Origin of the sequence: Mesorhizobium sp. L-8-3 (assembly GCF_016756615.1) — a bacterium.
Lineage (GTDB): Bacteria > Pseudomonadota > Alphaproteobacteria > Rhizobiales > Rhizobiaceae.
In genome coordinates this window covers 3,252,511-3,271,142 of the sequence record NZ_AP023262.1, presented here as the reverse complement: position 1 = coordinate 3,271,142, position 18,632 = coordinate 3,252,511, and the positions used below count along the sequence as shown (strand labels likewise).

Annotated in this window: 19 protein-coding genes; 4 read left to right on the top strand and 15 right to left on the bottom strand. The window is 65.0% G+C overall.

The features are described from left to right. Positions 1 to 2: 2 nt before the first annotated feature. From JN302_RS15300 to JN302_RS15280, 5 genes are all read right to left on the bottom strand, one after another. Positions 3 to 935 carry a sigma-70 family RNA polymerase sigma factor gene (locus JN302_RS15300; RefSeq protein ID WP_202333456.1) on the bottom strand — a complete coding sequence of 311 codons (933 nt, stop codon included), beginning with the start codon at positions 933 to 935 and terminating at the stop codon, positions 3 to 5. Between the two features lie 117 nt (positions 936 to 1,052). Beyond that, positions 1,053 to 1,514: a carboxymuconolactone decarboxylase family protein gene (locus JN302_RS15295; protein ID WP_202333455.1), complete on the bottom strand. Its 462-nt coding sequence runs from the start codon at positions 1,512 to 1,514 to the stop codon at positions 1,053 to 1,055. A 225-nt stretch (positions 1,515 to 1,739) separates the two neighbouring features. Continuing rightward, a complete protein-coding gene (locus tag JN302_RS15290) occupies positions 1,740 to 2,429 on the bottom strand; it encodes a GntR family transcriptional regulator (protein WP_202334298.1) in 690 nt (229 codons plus the stop codon). Positions 2,430 to 2,511: 82 nt separating this feature from the next. Further along, positions 2,512 to 3,273 carry an aspartate/glutamate racemase family protein gene (locus JN302_RS15285; RefSeq protein WP_202313217.1) on the bottom strand — a complete coding sequence of 254 codons (762 nt, stop codon included), beginning with the start codon at positions 3,271 to 3,273 and terminating at the stop codon, positions 2,512 to 2,514. 12 nt (positions 3,274 to 3,285) lie between these two features. Beyond that, a complete protein-coding gene (locus JN302_RS15280; protein ID WP_202333454.1) occupies positions 3,286 to 3,921 on the bottom strand; it encodes a flavin reductase family protein in 636 nt (211 codons plus the stop codon). Positions 3,922 to 4,059: 138 nt separating this feature from the next. On the opposite strand from JN302_RS15280, the gene JN302_RS15275 reads away from it, so the two are divergent. Beyond that, positions 4,060 to 4,737 (top strand): GntR family transcriptional regulator, encoded by a 678-nt coding sequence (locus tag JN302_RS15275; RefSeq protein WP_202313213.1) that lies wholly within the window; start codon positions 4,060 to 4,062, stop codon positions 4,735 to 4,737. Positions 4,738 to 4,753: 16 nt separating this feature from the next. Here JN302_RS15275 and JN302_RS15270 read toward each other — a convergent pair whose 3' ends face one another. From JN302_RS15270 to JN302_RS15225, 10 genes are all read right to left on the bottom strand, one after another. Continuing rightward, on the bottom strand, positions 4,754 to 5,731 hold the full coding sequence (locus JN302_RS15270; protein ID WP_202333453.1) for an ABC transporter ATP-binding protein: 978 nt from the start codon (positions 5,729 to 5,731) through the stop codon (positions 4,754 to 4,756). Continuing rightward, positions 5,728 to 6,714 carry an ABC transporter ATP-binding protein gene (locus tag JN302_RS15265; RefSeq protein WP_202333452.1) on the bottom strand — a complete coding sequence of 329 codons (987 nt, stop codon included), beginning with the start codon at positions 6,712 to 6,714 and terminating at the stop codon, positions 5,728 to 5,730. The genes JN302_RS15270 and JN302_RS15265 overlap by 4 nt, the downstream gene beginning before the upstream one ends. Then, on the bottom strand, positions 6,707 to 8,203 hold the full coding sequence (locus JN302_RS15260; RefSeq protein ID WP_202333451.1) for an amidohydrolase family protein: 1,497 nt from the start codon (positions 8,201 to 8,203) through the stop codon (positions 6,707 to 6,709). Before JN302_RS15260 ends, JN302_RS15265 begins: the two co-directional genes overlap by 8 nt. Beyond that, positions 8,200 to 9,393: an amidohydrolase family protein gene (locus JN302_RS15255; RefSeq protein WP_202333450.1), complete on the bottom strand. Its 1,194-nt coding sequence runs from the start codon at positions 9,391 to 9,393 to the stop codon at positions 8,200 to 8,202. The genes JN302_RS15260 and JN302_RS15255 overlap by 4 nt, the downstream gene beginning before the upstream one ends. Positions 9,394 to 9,399: 6 nt before the next feature. Next, entirely contained in the window at positions 9,400 to 10,350 is a 951-nt protein-coding gene (locus tag JN302_RS15250) for an ABC transporter permease (RefSeq protein ID WP_202333449.1), read from the bottom strand. Positions 10,351 to 10,367: 17 nt separating this feature from the next. Further along, positions 10,368 to 11,336, bottom strand: coding sequence for an ABC transporter permease (locus JN302_RS15245; protein WP_202333448.1), 969 nt, complete (start codon positions 11,334 to 11,336; stop codon positions 10,368 to 10,370). Between the two features lie 61 nt (positions 11,337 to 11,397). Next, on the bottom strand, positions 11,398 to 12,957 hold the full coding sequence (locus JN302_RS15240; RefSeq protein ID WP_202333447.1) for an ABC transporter substrate-binding protein: 1,560 nt from the start codon (positions 12,955 to 12,957) through the stop codon (positions 11,398 to 11,400). Between the two features lie 613 nt (positions 12,958 to 13,570). Beyond that, positions 13,571 to 14,365 carry a type I methionyl aminopeptidase gene (map, locus tag JN302_RS15235; protein WP_202333446.1) on the bottom strand — a complete coding sequence of 265 codons (795 nt, stop codon included), beginning with the start codon at positions 14,363 to 14,365 and terminating at the stop codon, positions 13,571 to 13,573. Beyond that, positions 14,362 to 14,574, bottom strand: coding sequence for a ParD-like family protein (locus JN302_RS15230; protein ID WP_202333445.1), 213 nt, complete (start codon positions 14,572 to 14,574; stop codon positions 14,362 to 14,364). The genes map and JN302_RS15230 overlap by 4 nt, the downstream gene beginning before the upstream one ends. A gap of 96 nt (positions 14,575 to 14,670) precedes the next feature. Then, positions 14,671 to 15,504, bottom strand: coding sequence for a 3-keto-5-aminohexanoate cleavage protein (locus JN302_RS15225; RefSeq protein WP_244846374.1), 834 nt, complete (start codon positions 15,502 to 15,504; stop codon positions 14,671 to 14,673). A gap of 91 nt (positions 15,505 to 15,595) precedes the next feature. On the opposite strand from JN302_RS15225, the gene JN302_RS15220 reads away from it, so the two are divergent. The 3 genes from JN302_RS15220 to glnH are packed head-to-tail and all read left to right on the top strand — an operon-like array spanning position 15,596 to position 18,597. After that, a complete protein-coding gene (locus JN302_RS15220) occupies positions 15,596 to 16,480 on the top strand; it encodes a MurR/RpiR family transcriptional regulator (RefSeq protein WP_202333443.1) in 885 nt (294 codons plus the stop codon). After that, positions 16,477 to 17,814 (top strand): aspartate aminotransferase family protein, encoded by a 1,338-nt coding sequence (locus JN302_RS15215; RefSeq protein ID WP_202333442.1) that lies wholly within the window; start codon positions 16,477 to 16,479, stop codon positions 17,812 to 17,814. Before JN302_RS15220 ends, JN302_RS15215 begins: the two co-directional genes overlap by 4 nt. A 42-nt stretch (positions 17,815 to 17,856) precedes the next feature. Beyond that, the gene (glnH, locus tag JN302_RS15210; protein ID WP_202333441.1) at positions 17,857 to 18,597 is read left to right on the top strand and encodes a glutamine ABC transporter substrate-binding protein GlnH; all 741 of its coding nucleotides are present in this window, start codon (positions 17,857 to 17,859) and stop codon (positions 18,595 to 18,597) included. The last annotated feature ends 35 nt before the right edge of the window (positions 18,598 to 18,632 follow it).

The following is an 18,632-nucleotide window of genomic DNA, read 5'->3' as shown; positions in this document are numbered from 1 at the left end:
CTTCACCCGATGTCCTTTTCTCTTGCCGGGGTGACCCTTTCCGCGACCTCCGGCGGCAACTCCGAAAGGAGATGCGAGAGTTTGTCGGGATTTCGGGTGAAGTAGATCGCCGTGACGCGATCGCCCTCAACTTCCACCGAAAGCGTCTGCAGCGTTCCGTCGCTTTCGACGGAGATCTGTCCGGGATGGTCGTTGATCGTCGCGGCCTTGGTCCAGATGGGCCGGGTCAGCACGCTCTTGGATGCAATGCCGATGAAGAAGGCGGACACGCGCGACGCCCCGGCCAGGACATTGAGCGCGGCCAGCTTCTTGCCTCCACCATCCGAGTGAAGGCGAACATCTTCCGCGAGGATGGTTTGGAGCCCGGCGCGATCACCGTCCCGGGCGGCGCGGAAAAACGCATGGGCGATACGCTCGCCCTCGGCCTGGGCGTAGGTAAACCGGGGTCGGGCATCGGCGATATGCGCGCGCGCCCGCTTGGCAAGCTGGCGGCATGTCGCCTCGGGTCTTCCGATGCTCGCCGAAAGCTCTTCGAAACTCATGTCGAAGACGTCGTGAAGAATGAAGGCAGCGCGTTCGAGCGGAGAGAGCCGCTCCAAAGCGAGCATCAACGCCGTCGACACGTCGCGATCTATGTGCTCCGGAGGCTGCACGCTTGTGTCCGACCGCTCCAGAAGCGGCTCCGGCAGCCATTGCCCGACATAGTCTTCGCGCTGGCGACGCACCTTCCTCAACCTGTCGAGGCACAGACGCGTCACGATACTGGACAGAAAGGCGCGCGGGCTCTCGACCTCTCTCCGATCGGCGTCATGCCAGCGCAGATAGGCGTCCTGGAGGATATCCTCGGCGTCGGAGACCGATCCCAGCATCCGGTAGGCGATCCCGAACATGGCGCTTCGATATTTCTCGAACTCCGCCAGAGGCAGCCCGTTCATCTCCACCCACTCCAAAATCCTGGCATAGCCGCGGAGAACCCGCGGACGAAGCCTGGCTATGCTCTCCGTTCTCAATATCGCACCCGGGTTGCTCCGGGTGCGATGCTGCGATCGGTACTACCGGTTGCTCGTATCCGTCGATACCGGATGGAGGCTTCGGAACCCGACGGCGATCCTGTTCCAGACGTTGATCGTGCCGATCAGCAGCGTCAGGTCGACGATCTCCTTCGGCCCGAACTCGGCCCGCAGCGCTTCGAAGACGTCATCCGGCGCGCCGGTCTCGGGCAGCAGCGTCAGCGACTCCGTCCAGGCAAGGGCAGCCCGTTCCTTCGCGCTGTAGAGCGGAGATTCCCGCCATGCCGGGAGCAGATGCATGCGGTCCTCGCTGATCCCGGCCGCCCGGCCTTCTCTTGTATGCATATGGATGCAGTAGGCGCATCCGTTGATCTGCGAGGCACGGATCTTCACCAGCCAGTAGAGCTGCTCGTCGATCCCTCTTTTGCGCACAAACCCATCCAGCGACAGCATGGCCTTCATGGCGTCTGGCGCTTCGTCGTACGGGTTCAATCTCGGGCCCATGTCCTGCTCCTGTGTTGTGGGTCAGAACATAAGACGTTCCCCGGCGGTTTCGCGTGACATGGAATCACTCGATGGACGCGCATTTTTTGCGCGACCGGCATGAAGGCCGCGGCATGGCCTTCGAAACGCGAACCGACGCGTGGCAGGCCGACCCCGTCGAAGGACCGGTTCAATCCATGCGGACAGTCCACAATCATTGTGATCTATTCCGTCGCGGCGAAGCACTCATGCCAGCGCCCGGCGAAGATCGTCCGACGCCGGTGGCGTGACGGCCAGGTCGAGTTCCGCCTCGAGATGCTCCAGATGATGGATCATCAGGGCCATGGCCTTCTCCCGGTCGCGTCGGGTGATCGCCTCGACCAGGCTTTCGTGCCCGTCCGGACCGCAGTTTCGGCAATCCGTCTTGCGATAGATGGCAGTGATCAGCGAGCTGCGCGTGACGAGGTCGCGCATCGCTCCCGTCAGGAAGGCCGACTGCGTGATCTCGGCCAGAAGCAGGTGGAAACCGCCGGATTGCCTGATGATCTCAGTGGTTGCGGCATGGTCGATCGCTTCGCGTTCCATCCCGACATGGCGGCGCAGGCGCTCGATATCGGCCCCTGAGGCGCGCTCCACCACGCGCTCGACCACCCTTTGTTCCACCATCCGGCGCACGCCGAACACGTCTTGCGCCTCCTGCGTGGAGGGCCGGGCCACGAACGCACCGCGATTGGGGATGATCCTCACGAGGCCGTCGCGCTGAAGCGCCGACAGCACCTGCCGAATCCTGGCCCGGCTCACATTGAATATGCCGGAGAGCTGCCCCTCCTTGAGCTGCACGCCGGGACATAATCGCCGTTCGGCGATCGCCAGCCAGATCTTCTCCTCGATCTGCCGGGTCGATATGTTTCGGCCCGCAAATTCAGGGCTGGGCATCTGTGTGCGGGAGGCGGCGACGGCCCTCATTCCGCCCCGGATCCAGGGCTTCGCGCGAAGGCCACGGTCTTGATGCGCCCCATCAGGCGTTCTCCGGCAAGGCCATGCCCGCCCGGCTTCCGATGCTTGTCGCCCGGCCGCCCAGTCCCTTCCTCCGGGGATAGTCGTAGGCATTGACCTTCGACGTCGCGTAACCCGCACCGACGAGGGCTTCGGCGATCTTCAGCGCGGCTGTGACGCCGTCGATGACGGGCACGCCAGTCGAGGTGGCCAGCCGCTCGCACAGGCTCGACATTCCCGCGCATCCCAGGATGATGGCCTCGGCCCTGTCGGCGGTCTTCGAAAGCTCGATCGTATCGATCAGGAGGCGTTCCGCCGTCTCCGGATCCTCCTCCAGCCCCAGCACCGGCAGATCGATGGCGCGCACGGCGCGGCAATGATGCCCCGCGCCATAGGCCTGCACGATATCCTCGATGATCGGGACGGAGCGCGGCAGGGTGGTGACGACACAGAAACGGCGGCTGATGGTCATCGCCACCTGCACCGCCGCCTGGCAGATACCGATGACGGGCCCCTTGGCCACCTCCCGGGCCGCATGCAGCCCGGGGTCGTCGAAGCAGGCGATGACATAGGCGTCGACGCCCTCGCCTTCCCCTTTGCGGATTTCCGCAAGCATGCCGGAGACGGCCATCGCCTCGTCGGCGCTGCCCTCGATGCTGACCGGCGTCCCAGCCGGATTGACCGCCGTCACCAGCGTGCCCGGCTGAGCGACGCGCAGGGCGCTTTCAAGCGCCTGAGCGGTCATCGAGGCCGTCGAATTGGGATTGATGAGACGAATATGCACGACGAAAGGTCCTCATTCCATGCGTTCCGACGCCTCGATGACATCCGCGATCGCGGGCGCCTTGAGCACGAACTGGCGGTCGGAGGTGATGTAGTTGTCGGCGTGAAGGCGAGCGATCGGCTGGTAGGTGTCCGGATTGACGTAGCGCCCTGCCTCGTCGAGGCACTCGCGGCGCACATGCATGTGCACGACCTCGCCGAGCACCAGAACGCGGCGCGGATATTCGATCAGCCGCTCCACCCGGCACTCGAAGGAGCAGGGCGATGAGGCGACATAGTCCGCGTCGATCTGGCTGCACCGGGCGGTCGGCAACCTGGCCATTTCAAGTTCGTCCACATCGCTTTCGAAGGCGAGGCCGCAGATAAGCATCTGCTGGGACAGCGCCATGTCGACCATGTTCACGACGAACTCGCCGCTGCGGCGGATGTTGATGACGGTGTCCTTGTCCTCGCCAGAGAGCCGCGGCTGGATGCCCAGCACGACGATCGGCGGCTCATGCGAGAACACGTTGAAGAAGCTCATCGGCGCGGCATTGCCGCGTCCGTTGGCGGACCGGGTCGTGACCAGCGCGATCGGCCGCGGGCCGACGAAATTGGTCAGCAGCCGATAGCGGCTCTCCGGCTCCAGCACGGTGAAATCGAACTCCATTGCATGCCTCGTCTGAGTTCCCATCTATTGCCTACAAAACTGGCTTCTATTGTCCACAAAATGGGCTGGCGTCGAGCTGCCCGTGGTTGACTTTTGTCGGCTGGTGGCGATTGTCCGTCATGGCGCAGGGACAGAGGCATGGCCGAACAAGCAGGCATCTCGACGCAGCAGATCGTCGAAAAAGTATGGCTCTCCATCGCCGAGCGCAGGCTGCGGCCCGGCGTTCAGTTGAAGGAAGGCCAGATGTCCGAGATTTTCGACGTCAGCCGCGCCCGCATCCGCCAGGCGCTCGCCGCGCTGGAGCGCGAGGGGCTGGTGACCATCATCCCCAATCGCGGCGCGTTCGTCTGCAAGCCCTCGGTCGACGAGGCGCGGGACGTCTTCTTCGTACGCCGCTCCGTGGAACGCTGCGTGGTGGAGAGGATCGGCCAGATGCTCTCCAGGGCCGATGTCGCCAGGCTGCGCAGCCATGTCGCCAGCGAACGGGTCGCCAACGCGAACGATGTCACGACCGACATCATCAAGCTCTCCGGCGGTTTCCACCTGCTTCTGGCGGAACTTTCCGGCTCGGATTTCCTGTTCGGCATGATGCGTGACCTGATCTCGCGCACCTCGCTGATCACGGCGATCTATCGCAACACGGCGCGCTTCAACTGCGGACCCGACGAGCATGACGAGATCGTCGAAGCGATCGCGGCCGGCGATGTCGAAAGGGCTTCGCGGCTGATGGAGCATCATCTGGACCATGTCGAATCCGAACTCGACCTGCGCGAGGTTCGCGACATGTCGCACGATCTGAGGGCGGCCCTGGCATAGGCGGCTCGCCGCATCGTCACGCCTCCTCGACCAAGTGGCAGGCGACACGCGTGCCGCTGCCGAGCGTGCGCATCTCGGGCAGCTCCGCCGAGCAGCGGGCGGTCGCGACGGGACATCTCGGGTGGAACGGACAGCCCGAAGGCGGCTTGAGCGGACTCGGCACCTCGCCGGCGGCAACCGTGCGGTCGCGATGCGGCTTCTGGATGTTCGGGATCGTCTGCAGCAGCAACTGTGTGTATGGATGGCGCGGCCGTGCGAAGAGTTCCTCGGTCTCGCCCTCCTCGACGATACGGCCGAGATACATGACCGCGATGCGGTCGGACATGTGGCGCACCACGCTCATGTCGTGGCTGATGAACAGGAACGTCAGGCCGAATTCGTCCTGCAGCCGGCGCATCAGGTTGAGCACCTGGGCCTGCACCGAGACGTCGAGCGCCGACGTCGGCTCGTCGCAGACAAGGAACTTCGGCTCGCCCGCCAGCGCCCTCGCGATGGAGATGCGCTGCCTCTGGCCGCCGGAGAATTCGTGCGGGAACTTGTCGCCGTCCGAGACGGACAGGCCCACGGTCCGCAGCAGTTCGTCGACCCGCTCCTTGATCTCCGCGGCGGATCTGCGCAGCTTCATCTCGCGCAGCGGCTCGGCGATGATGTTCTTGACCCGCCAGCGCGGATTGAGCGAGGCATAGGGATCCTGGAAGATCATCTGCGCAGACAGCGGCTCTCCGTCCTGCCCCGGCGCGAAACGCATCTCGCCGCTGTTCGCTCTGTAGAGACCGGTGACGAGGCGCGCGACCGTCGACTTGCCGCAGCCGCTTTCCCCGACGAGGCTGAGACACCCGCCCATCGGAACGGTGAAACTTATGTCGTTGACGGCCCTCAGATACTGTCGGGGCTTGCGCTCCACCAGGCGGTTCAGCCAGGGAGCGGAGACGTCGAATGTCTTGACCAGGTTCTCGACGCGCAGAGCCGGCGCCGATGCCGATGCGGCAGTCATGCGGTTCCTCCCATGTTCAGCCAGCAGGCGCTGGCGCCCGTCCCGACCGGCATGAGTTCCGGCCGCTCGCGGAAGCACCGGGACCCCGCCGACCCGCAGCGCGGATTGAAGGCGCAACCCGGCGGGATCGCGTCCAGTCGCGGCATCGACCCGTCGATCTGGTTGAGACGCTCGACCCGCGCGCCGAGCGCGGGGATGGAGGCCATCAGGCCGCGCGTATAGGGGTGCGTCGGAGCGCGCAGCACCTGGTCGACCGGGCCGATCTCCACCAGCCGCCCGGCATACATGACCGCCACCTTGTCGGCCGTCTCGGCGATCACGCCCATGTCATGCGTCACCAGCATCACCGCCGTGCGCTTCTCCTTGCACAGCCGGCGCAGCAGTGCCGTGATCTGCGCCTGGATCGAAACGTCGAGCGCCGTGGTCGGCTCGTCGGCGATGACGAGCTTCGGCGAGGTCGCGAGAGCCAGCGCGATGACGACGCGCTGGCGCATGCCGCCTGAGAACTGGTGGGGATACTGGTCGACGCGCTCTTCCGGCGACGGGATGCCGACATCCTTGAGCAGGGCGACGGCGCGCTGCCTGGCCTCTGCCTTGCCGGAGCCGAGATGCTGGCGGATCGTCTCGGTCAATTGCGCCCCCACCGTGAACAGCGGGTTCAGCGAGGTCAGCGGGTCCTGGAAGATCGCGCCGATCTCGCGTCCGCGTATCTTCTGCATCGCGCGATCGTCGAGATTGTCGATGCGACGGCCAGCAAGCCATATCTCGCCCTCGGCAATGCGGCCCGGGTGTTCGAGCAGCCCCTGGATCGCCAGCCCGGTCATCGACTTGCCGGCGCCCGACTCGCCCACCACGCCGAGTATCTCGCCCGCACGGATCGACAGGCTGACATTGGACAATGCCGTGGCGACGCCGCGGCGGCCGGGAAACTCGACCTTGAGGTTGCGGACATCAAGTACGGGTTTTTCGCTGGCGTCAGCCATGGGGATCACCCTCGATTGGGTAGCTGGGAGGAAAGATCTCCGACACCGGCGGATGGCCCCAGCTGCGCTCGGGATATTTGGCGACCAGGCGATCGAACTGCGCCTGCGCACGGCGACGCGCCACCTTCATGTCGATGCCGGCGACCTCGCCGTGCCGCATGGAAAGCCGCCCGTCGACGAACACGGCCTGCGTCACCTTGCCGGACCCGCCGGTGACCAGGGTCGTGATCGGGTCGATCGACGGGGTCATGACCGCGTCGTCGAGACCGAACACGGCGATGTCGGCGCGCGCCCCGGGCGCCAGGCGCCCGAGATCGTCGCGGCCCAGCGCGCGCGCCCCTCCGAGCGTGGCGGCATCGAACAGATCGGCGCAACGCACCCGGTCAGATGCGCGGTCGTCGATGCGGCAGGTGATCAGCCCGATCAGCAGGTTCATCAGCATGTCGGCGGGCGCCGTGTCGGTTCCCATGGCGATGTTCACGCCGCGCTGCCGGCACTTCGAAAACGAGTTCAGCGTGCTGCCGCCACGCGCCGAGACCAGCGGGCAATGCACGATCGACACCCCATGCTCCGCATAGAGGTCGAGATCCTCCTCGGTGGCGTTGGTGGCATGAGGCGCGATCAGACGGTCGCTGAGCAGCCCCGAGCGGGCGAGCCAGGCCGGAGCGGTCGAGCCGTGCAGCCTGGCGACGGTGTCGACCTCCATCGAGCCCTGCGCCATATGCAGGCGGATCCTGCAGCCGAGGTCCCGCGCGGCTGCGTCCGTGCGGCGCAGCAGCTCGGCGGTGCAGGTCTCGACACGGTCCGGAACAAGCAGCCCGCGCACGAGATCGCCGAAGCGGCCGGTCTGGCGGCCGATGAAGTCGATCGCATCCTTCAGGCCGGCGAAGCCGCGCTCCTCGTCGAAGACGGGCGACATCTGCCCGGGACCATCGAGCACCATGCCGCCGGAGCGGTAGGCGGGGCTGAGATAGACCCTGAGGCCAAGATCGCCGGCGGCTGAAGCCGCTGCATCGAACTCGGCGACGGTCTCGCCCCATTCGCGATAGAAGAGCGAGGCGATCGGCGCCGCCGTCGTGATGCCGTTGAGCAGAAGCTGGCCGAAGGCGAAGCGCTTCTGGAAGACGAGCTCGTCCGGCGAATACATCTCATAGGGGCCGGCCTCGACATAGGAGCGCGGCCACACCCGCCCCTTGGCCCAGCCCGGATGGTGGTCGATGCCGAGGATCGTCGTGTCGAGATCGGACAAGGCGTCGAGATCGATGAAGCCCGGGCTGATCAGCGCATTGCCGAAATCGATGCGCCTTGCGACTTCGCCCGGAAAGCGATGTCCGACGAACAGCACCGCGCCGCCTTCGATCACGACCTCGCCGTTCCTCAGCAGGCGGTGCCCACCCTCCCCGTGCCCGAGCACCCAGGCCGCCGTCAGCAGCGTGCGGCCATCCGGCCGCTTTCCGAGCGCCAGCGTTTCGAGCATGTCCTCGCTCATGGCATGTCCACCATGGGCCGGCCTTCGCGCGCCGTGACACGCCCGCCCTTGACCACCAGCGGTCGCGGCGCGACGTCGACCACGGCATGCGCGAGCGTCTCGCCGGTCAGGAGGGTGAGGTCGGCACGGCAGCCCACGGCGAGACCGTAGCCGTCGAGGCGCATGACGTCGGCGCCGCCCTGCGAGACGATCGCCAGCACATGCTCGAGTTCGCGATCCTGCCTCAGCCCGTTCTTCATGCCGATGACCTTTGCCCGGTCGAGCATGTCGGGCTGGCCCCAGGGTCCCCAGGTGTCGCGAATGCCGTCGCAGCCGGCCCCCACCCGCACGCCGGCCTCCTTCAGCCGCATGATCGATGGAACCGTCGCCGACGGCGCGCCGGTGGTGACGATGGCGATGTCGAGCTCGGCGAGTTGCGCGATCAGCTGGCCGACACGCAGATAGTCGTTCATCCCGAGCGCGAAGGCATGGCTGATCGCGACCTTGCCCTGCATGCCGTTGGCCCGGACCCGTTCGAAGATCAGTTCCATGGTGAAGGCGCCGAGCTCGCCCGCCTCGTGCAGATGGATGTCGATGGGGCACTGGTGTTTCGCCGCCAGGCCGAAAAGCACATCGAGCTGGCCCTTGGGATCGCGGTCGATGCCGCAGGGGTCAATGCCGCCGAGCACCTCGCATCCCTGGCTGAGCGCCGCGTCGAGCAGTTCCACGGTGCCGGGCATCACCATGACGCCCGATTGCGGAAAGGCGACGATCTCGATGTCGATGACGCCCCTGAGCTTCTCGCGCGTTTCCATGACGCCGTCGACGATGGCAAGCCCGTGCGTGGTGTCGATGTCGACATGGCTGCGGATATGGGTGGCCCCGTGCGCGGCCAGGCCGATCGCATGGCGCATCGACTGCCGGTGCGGGTCGATGCCGATGGCGCTGCGCTGCTCGCGTTCGAAGTCGATCCGTTCGCGCAGCACGGCACGCCGGTTGTTCACATGCCAGGGCATGCCCCAGGTCGTCTTGTCGAGATGGGTATGCGCATCGATCAGCCCCGGGATCGCGATCGCGCCGCCTCCGTCCTCCACCGGCATGCCGGGCTCCGGTTCGTAGCGCCCGATCGCGGCGATCATGCCGTCGCGGATGAGCAGGTCGCATTCGGCTCCGGCGAAGGGCCGGACATTGCGAAGCAACAGGTCGTTCATCGGTCGCTACCTCAGTTTCGGATTGAGCACGTCGCGCAGCCAGTCACCCAGGAGGTTGACCGCCACGACGAGCAGGCAGAGCTGCATCACCGGAAACACCACGATCCACCAGGAGCCGGAGAACAGGAACTGATTTCCGATGCGGATCAGCGTGCCGAGCGACGGCTGGCCGGGCGGCATGCCGATGCCGAGGAACGACAAGGTCGCCTCGGTCAGGATCGCCATGCCGAAATTCAGTGTGGCTGCCACGAGCACCGGCGTCAGCGTGTTCGGCAGGATATGGCGCGCCATGATGCGGCGGGCGGGAACCTTGAGCAGCCGCGCGGCCTGGACATATTCCTTGCCGCGCTCGACGATGCATTGCGCGCGCACGGTGCGCGCATATTGCACCCAGGCCGACAGGGCGATGGCAAGCACGAGCACGGCCGACGCCCCCACCTCGCGCAGATCGGCCGGAAGCATCTGGCGCACGACCGTGGAAACCAGGATGGCTATCAGGATCGTCGGTATGGACAAGGTGATGTCGCCGACGCGCATGAGGACGTTGTCGACGATGCCGCCGAAGAAGCCCGAGACCAGACCGGCGCTCATGCCGATCAACAGGGACAGCGCCACCGAAGCCACGCCGATCACGATCGAGATGCGCGTGCCGTAGAGGATGGCCGACAGCATGTCCCGTCCCTGGGTGTCGGTGCCGAGCAGGTAAGGCCATTCGCCGTCCTCCTGCCAGATCGGCGGCAGCTCGGCCTTCCACATGTCGAGCTGGGCGGGGTCATAGGGGTTCTGCACGGCGATCAGCGGGGCGAACAGCGCCGTCAGCACCAGGATGGCGAGGATCAGCGCGGCGGCCATCGCCGTCTTGCTGTTCGTGAACGACCACCAGATGTCGCTGTCGCGAACCCGCCGGATGATGGCCGGCCGCGCGGCTGCCTCGGATTTGGAGATGTCTGTCGTCATCGATCCGATCCTCCCCGTCAGTGCGCACTGCGCAGACGCGGATCGATCACCGCATAGGTGATGTCGACCAGCGTGTTGAGCGTGACGAAGATGAAGGAAATGATGCAGAGATAAGCCGCCATCACAGGTATGTCGATGAAGGTCACCGCCTGGATGAAGAGCATTCCCATCCCGGGCCATTGGAAGACGGTCTCGGTGATCAGCGCAAAGGCGATCAGCGAGCCGATATTCATGGCCGTCATGGTGACGACGGGCATCAGGCAGTTCCTGAGTGCGTGACGGAAATGGATACGCCAGCGCGGAATGCCGCGGGCGCGCGCGAATTTCACATAGTCCGAACGCAGCACTTCCAGCATCTCGGCGCGCACCAGACGCATGATCAGCGTGATCTGGTAGAGGGACAGGGCGATCGCCGGCAGGATCAGCGCGGCGCGTCCGGATGGCGTGAGAAGGCCGGTCGACCACCAGCCGATCGTGACGACGTCGCCGCGACCGAAGGCTGGCAGCCAGCCGGCGATCACCGAGAACACGAGGATGAGCAGTATGCCGACGACGAAGCTCGGCAGCGAGACGCCGACGATCGAGACGAACTGCAAGGCCTCGGAATACCATTTGCCGCGTCTGATGGCGGTGAGCACGCCGAGCGGAATACCCACGACGAGCGAGATCAGCGTCGCCATCAGCACGAGTTCCAGCGTCGCCGGAAAGCGGTCGGCGATCAGCGTCAGCACGTCCTGCCCGTTCCGGTAGGAGATGCCGAAATCGCCTTGCGCGGCATTCACCACGAAACGGGCGAACTGCGTGACGATGCCGTCATTGAGGCCGAGCCTCTCCCGCAGTTCGTCGCGATCGGCCTGCGTCATCTGCTCGTTGGCCATGAGCTCGACCGGATCGCCGGTGAGGCGGAAGATCAGGAAAGCCAGCATCGCGACCGCCAGCATGACCATGATCGCATTGGTGATGCGGCTGATGATGAAGACCAGCATCTGGATCCTCGCGAGTTGGGCGGGAGCCGCAGCGCCCGGCGTTGCGGCTCCCGCCTGAGGACTACTGCTTGAAATGCGTGAGCCAGTGCCGCGGCTTGTTGTCGGCGAGTTGGGCGATGCCGTCGATCTTGTCGCTCATCACCCAGGCCATGGGCTGCTGGTGCAACGGCAGCATCACGATCTCCCGCTTCGCCATTTCCAGCGCTTTGGTCTGCATGGCCAGGCGCTTGGCGCGATCGAGTTCGGTCGAGGCCTTGATGACGAGATCATCGATCTCGGGATAGCTCCAGCCGCCCCAGTTGAAGACGCCGGCCTTGTCGGTCTTCGTCCTGATCATCTGCAGCAGGATGGAATAGCTGTCGAGCATCGGCTCGTTCGCCCAGCCGATCAGATAGACGTCGGCGAGGCCGCCCGTACGCTTGGGTGCCTGGACGGCCGTGGGTGCGATGTCGAGCTGGGGCTTGAAACCGGCACGGCTCAGCATGTTGACGAGCCCCTGGCATAGCTCCTCTTCATTCACATAGGCGTCGGTCGTGCACACCAGGGTGAAAGGCAGGTCGCTGGCGCCGGCTTCCGCAAGCAGCTTCTTCGACAGGTCCGGATCATAAGGGACCACGGCATCGAGCGCCTCGACATAGCCCGGGATATCGGGGGCGATGATGGCGCCGGCCGTCCTGGACTTGCCGCGCATGATGCGCTTCTGGATGAGCTTCGGGTCGAGCGCATGCGCGAAGGCCTGGCGCACGCGCAGGTCGTTGAACTTGTTGTCGGCGCCGTTCGCCAGCTCGGGCTTGCGGTTGAAGCCGAGCATCACGGTGCGCAGGTCGGTGCGCTCCATGATCTTCAGTCCGGGCTGCGCGGCGAGCCGCGGAAGATCCTGGGCGGGCGCGTTCTCGGTGAAGTCGATCTCGCCGGACAGAAGGGCCGCGACACGCGTCGCTGCCGAGGTGATGGGCGTGAACTCGATGCGGTCGACATTGCCTTGCGGCTTGTCCCACCAGTTCGTGTTCCTGTTCAGCACCGTCTTGCTGTCCGGCACGCGGCTTTCCAGCACGAACGGTCCCGTGCCGTTGGCGTTGTAGGTCGCATAACCCTCGATCTGGGCACCGACGTCGGTCGGCTTGAGCGAGTTGTTGTCCGCGAGCCAGGTGGCATCGAACACATGGATGTTGGTGAGGTCGTTCAGAAGCAGCGGATAGGGACCGACCAGTTCGATGTCGATGGTGAAGTCGTCGATCTTCTTGGCGGATTTGTAGGCCGGCAGATTGCCGCGCAGCGGCGACACGGGATCGCTCACCCGTGTGAGCGAGGCCAGCACGTCGTCGGCGGTGAAATCCGCGCCGTTGTGGAATTTCACGCCCTTGCGCAGATGGAACCGCCACACCGTGTCCGAAACCATCTCCCACGACGTCGCCAGCGCGGGTTCGATCTCCAGCTTGGCGTCGTAGCGGACGAGCCCTTCGTAGACATGGTTCAGGAAAGCCAGGGTGTAACTGTCGCCGTAGGAATATGGATCGACCGAGTAGATGTCGCGCGATGCTCCCCATTTGAGCGTTTCGGCGTTGGCAACGGTGGTCAGGCTTGCCGCCACGACGGCGGCAAGGGTCAGCTTTTTGAGCATTCGAATGTTCTCCCGATAGAGGTTCCTAAGTCCCCTTGGCGGGGATCTTGCTGTTGGGCGGCCGCGGCCGCCGCCGGGTCACTCGCCGAGGCGCGTCAGCCAGTGGCTTGTTGTCGGCGCGGATCAGGACCTGCTCGACCTGTCGGTCATCGCCATCGGCTTTCCTGATCGTCGGCAACGGCTGGTCTTCGAATACGATCGGCCAAAGCACGACCTTTGTCAACCAGATTGTAGACAATTTTTGTCGATGAAATTTAGCATGAATTGCAGACAAGACGTCATCAACCTCAGGCTGCCGTGGAGGATGGCGGTTCCGGTCGGCTCCGGGATGGGAAGAACAATTGTCTCACGCCGCCTCCTTCCAGGCGCGGGCGGACAATGGTTGCGCGCGCGAAGGCGGTCTGTCCCAGCAGGAACAGCCGTTGCGATCCCATGGAAATCGTTATCGTTTTCAATTGGACGGCGGCAGCCGCAAAGAACCGACGCGGTTCACGAACAGACCGGCGTAGCGCAGGTCATGCCCGGCTGACCTTGCTCATGCCTGGCTGACCTTGCTCATGCCGGGCTGACTTGCTCATGCCTGGCTGACTTTGTTCATGCCGGGCTGACTTGCTCATGCCCCGGGGCTGACCTGGTTGGTTGGTCCGGAGCCTCTTTCTCCGGGACGCAGCGTCAGCACCGACACGCCGGAAGCCGTCACGGCAACGGTGTGCTCGAACTGTGCGGAAAGCGACCCGTCTCTCGTCACGACAGTCCAACCGTCGGCCTCGGTTTTCACACTCCGCCGGCCCCGATTGAGCATCGGTTCGATCGTGAACACCATGCCCTCGCGGAGGGCGAGGCCGGATCCCGGCTTTCCGAAGTGCAGGACCTGCGGTTCCTCATGCATCACCCGGCCGATGCCGTGACCGCAATATTCACGCACCACGGAATAGCCGTTTCGCTTGGCATGTCGTTCGATCGCCCAGCCGATGTCTCCGAGACGCGCGCCCGGGCGAACCGCCCGGATGCCCATCCACATGGCTTCGTAGGCGGTCTGGACCAGCCTCTTGGCGGCCGGATTTACCTCGCCGACGAGATAGGTCTTGCTGGAATCTGCGATATAGCCGTTCTTCTCGAGCGTGATGTCGAAATTGACGATGTCGCCGTCCCGAAGCACGTTCGATTGCGATGGAACGCCGTGGCAGACCACATCGTTCACCGAAGAATTCAACACAAAACCATAGCCATATTGGCCCTTGCTGGCGGGACGCGCCTGGAGATCGTGAACGATGAAACGCTCGACCATTTCATTGATCTGAAGTGTTGACATGCCAACGAGCGGGGTTCGGTCCAGCAGCCCGAATACGGACGCCAGCAACCGGCCGGATTCGGCCAGCAACGCCAGTTCCTGGGGCTGCTTCGTCATGCTTCGCTCAAGGCAAGCGATTGAGCCGAAACGCCTGCGGAACCAAGCTCGCGCGCCATGATCTCGGTGAAGCTGAGCGTCGGATTGGTCTCGCACAGCATGCCGACCTTGATCCAGAAGGCAGCCTGCGCATTGATCGAACGACACGATACCTTGCTCGCTCTGCGCAGTTGATCGTGCAAATCATCGTCTATGTTCACGATGCCCATGAGGATCTCCATATATTATTCGTATATGAAACGTATACATATCGAATACTGGAAAGCCAAGGGCAGCGTCGGAAGCACCTCAGTTCGAGGGTGCATTCATGCCCGCGCTAGCTCGCGGATCGCCGTGGCGTCGCACAGCCCGAGGCCCAACGCGCGCGTCGCGGTCGTGACGGCCTCGACGAGCGCGGCATTGGAAGGAGCGAGACGACCGTCGGGCAAGAGCAGGTTGTTTTCAAAGCCGACCCGCACATGCCCTCCGAGCAGCGCGGCGGCGGTTACGCAGGCCGCCTCGTGCCGCCCGAACGCGCATACGCTCCAATTGGCGAAGCGGGGCATGTCGGGAGCGAGGAACGGCAGCAGGTCGGCCGGCTGCGAGGTCTGCGAAACAGTGTATCGGCCGAGTACATAGAGAACCGGAATGTCCTGCCACGGCACCAAGCCGCGCCGGATCATGCCGGCGAGCCGGACGGCTTCCGAGGGGTCGTAGAGGATGATCTGCGGCAGCACATGCTCCCGCTTCATCCAGGAGAGCGTGTCGGCAAACGCCGGTTCGGCGGCGTCATCAGGCACGATCTCCCGCAGTGCCAGCGAAGCCGCCTCCGGCCTGACCTCTTTCAGCACCGCGACCTGCTCGGCCGGCGCATAGATGCCGAGCGCTTCGGTCGTGATCTGGATCACCATGCGCGCGCCCGTCGCCGCGCGGATGGCGGCGATGGCCTCGCGATAGGCGTCGGCATCGAGCAGATGCCGGCCATCGGGTCGGCGCACATGCACATGGATCATGCCGGCGCCGGCCTCCAGGCACTCGGTCGCCGTCCGCGCCAGTTCGGCCGGGCTGAGCGGGATCGCCGGATGGTCCGCCTTGGTCCAACGCCCGCCATTCGGCGCCACCGCGATCGCCACTCGTCGCTGTTCGTCCTGGTCCGCCACGGCGCGCTCCATCTCATGATCCAATCCAATCATATGATGCAATATTGAAACATATGTTGCAATCCTTCCGATGCCGTTGTATTGGGATGGAATGAAGTCCGGCCCGCTCACCGAAACGATTATTCGCGACTTCGACGACATGTCGGGGCAGTTGCAGGCCGCAGCGCGCTATGTGCTCGACCATCCGCGCGAGGTGGCGCTGCTGTCGATGCGGGAGCAGGCGCGCCAGGCCGACGTCCAGCCGGCCACGATGACGCGCCTCGCCAAGCATCTGGGTTTCGCCGGCTATGAGGACATCCGCCAGCTTCATGCCGATGCCATGCGCCACGAGGGCACGGGCTTCGCCGGCCGCGTCGGGGCACAGGCGAAGAGCCAGAAGCTCAAGGGCGACCATGCGCTCGCCGCCGACATGGTGAGCGGCATCGGAACGCAGATCGCAGCCCTTTCCCAGCCCGCCGGGCTCGACAATCTCGTGGAGGCTGCCCGCCGCATCGCCGGCGCGCGCAGGGTCTACTGCCTCGGCCTGCGCTCCAGCCATCCGACCGCCTGGCACCTGCACTACATCCTGTCGCTGGCCGGCAAGCAATCGGCCATGCTCGACGCCGTGGGCGGTATCGGCGTGGACGCCCTGGGCAGCGCGACGTCTGAAGACGTGATGGTAGCGGTCAGCGTTCTTCCCTATACGCGGCAGACGCTGGAGATCACCGAATACGCCAGGTCCTGCGGCGTATCCGTCGTCGCGATCACCGACAGTCTCGTCGCCCCGCTTGCCCAACTCGCGACCGTGTCGGTGGTCGTGCCGACCGAGAGCCCCTCCTTCCTGCACACCATGTCGCCGGCCTTCGTCGTGGCCGAAATCCTCGGCGCCCTCGTCGCCGGCCATGAGGCAGACGCCGCGGGCAAAGCGCTTGCCCGCATGGACAGGCAATCGGCCGCATTGAACACCCACTTCCAGGCAAGAACGAAGCGTCCATGACCCGCCTCCTCCACCGCGCCATTCACGCTGTCCCGCCGGTCGCCGTCGGCGGCAAGGGCATCGAACTCTACGATACCGACGGCAAGGCCTATATCGACGCATCAGGGGGAGCGGCCGTTTCATGCCTGGGGCACGGCCACCCCGCGGTGCTCGCAGCCCTGCATGAGCAGCTGGACAGGCTGGCCTATGCGCATACGGGCTTCTTCACTTCCGAAGCGGCCGAGCAACTGGCCGAACTTCTGGTCGAGGACGCGCCGGCAGGACTGAGTCATGTCTACCTCGTCTCCGGCGGCTCCGAGGCGGTCGAGGCGGCGCTGAAGATGGCGCGGCAATATTTCGTCGAGAAGGGCGAACCGCAGCGCCGGCACATCATCGCCCGCCGCCAGAGTTATCACGGCAACACGCTGGGGGCGCTGGCGGCCGGCGGCAACGAGTGGCGGCGGGCGCAGTTCAAGCCGTTGCTCATCGAGACGCACCACATCGACCCCTGCTACGCCTACCGCCTGCAAGAGACCGGCGAGAGCGACGAGGCCTATGCGAGCCGTGCGGCCGCGCAGCTCGAGCAGAAGATCCTCGAGCTCGGCGCCGATCAGGTCATCGCCTTCGTGGCGGAAACGGTCGTCGGTGCGACGGCGGGCGCCGTCCCTCCCGTCGCCGACTATTTCAGGCAGATCCGCGCCATCTGCGACCGCTACGGCATCCTGCTCATCCTGGACGAGGTGATGTGCGGCATGGGCCGCACCGGCACGCTGCATGCCTGCGAGCAGGACGGCGTCGCACCCGACCTGATGACCATCGCCAAGGGCCTAGGCGGCGGCTATCAGCCGCTCGGCGCGGTGCTGCTGTCCCGGCAGATCTTCCAGGCCTTTGCCGACGGCTCCGGTTTCTTCCAGCACGGCCACACCTATATGGGCCATCCGATGGCCGCCGCGGCCGGGCTCGCGGTGCAGCAGGTGATCCGGCGCGACAAGCTGCTCGCCAATGTCGTCGCCATGGGCGGCGAGCTCGAACAGCAGTTGAACGAGCGGCTCGGCAATCATCACCATGTCGGCGACATCCGCGGGCGCGGCCTCTTTCGCGGTGTCGAGATCGTCGCCGATCGCATGAGCAAGCGGCCGTTCGATCCCGGCCTCAAGCTGCATGCCCGCATCAAGAAGGAAGCCATGGCGCGGGGCCTGATGGTCTATCCGATGGGCGGCACCATCGACGGGCGCCTCGGCGACCACGTGCTTCTTGCGCCGCCCTTCATCGTGGAGCGCAACGACATCGCCCGCATCGTCGAACGCCTCGGCGATGCGATCGACGCCGCGCTCGCGTCAATCCCGGCCTCCTGAACGGCCGTCCATCATCAAGTCACCAGAAAAGGGGAACAGACAATGAAACTCCACACTCTTCTCTTCGCAGTCTTCGCGAGCGCCCTCGCCTTCACGCAGCCCTCGCGCGCCGAGGATCTCGTGGTGGCGACCGACACCGCCTTTGTGCCGTTCGAGTTCAAGGAAGGCGACAAATATGTCGGCTTCGACATCGACATGTGGGACGCGATCGCCAAGGAAATCGGCGTCACCTACACGCTGCAGCCGATGGACTTCAACGGCATCATCCCGGCCCTGCAGACCAAGCAGGTCGACGTCGCGCTTGCCGGCATCACCATCAAGGACGAGCGCAAGAAGGTCATCGACTTCTCCGACGGCTATTACGACAGCGGCTTCCTGCTGATGGTGCCCGCCGACAGCGCGATCGCCGGTGCCGACGACCTGAAGGGCAAGGTGCTGGCGGTCAAGACCGGCACCTCGGCCACCGACTATGCCAAGGAGAATTTCAAGGAAACCGAACTGCGCCAGTTCCCGAATGTCGACAATGCCTATCTGGAGCTGCAGACCGGTCGCGTCGACGCCGCCATGCACGACACGCCGAACGTGCTCTACTACGTCGCGACGGCCGGCGGCGGCAAGGTCAAGGCCGTGGGCGAGCAGATGATGGCGCATCAATACGGCATCGGCTTTCCCAAGGGCAGCGACCTGGTCGCCAAGGTCAATGCCGCGCTGGGCAACATGAAGAAGGACGGCCGCTACGACGCGATCTACAAGAAGTGGTTCGGGACCGAACCGAAGAGCTGAGTACCCTCCCTATGCGCGCCGGCTCGCCGGCGCGC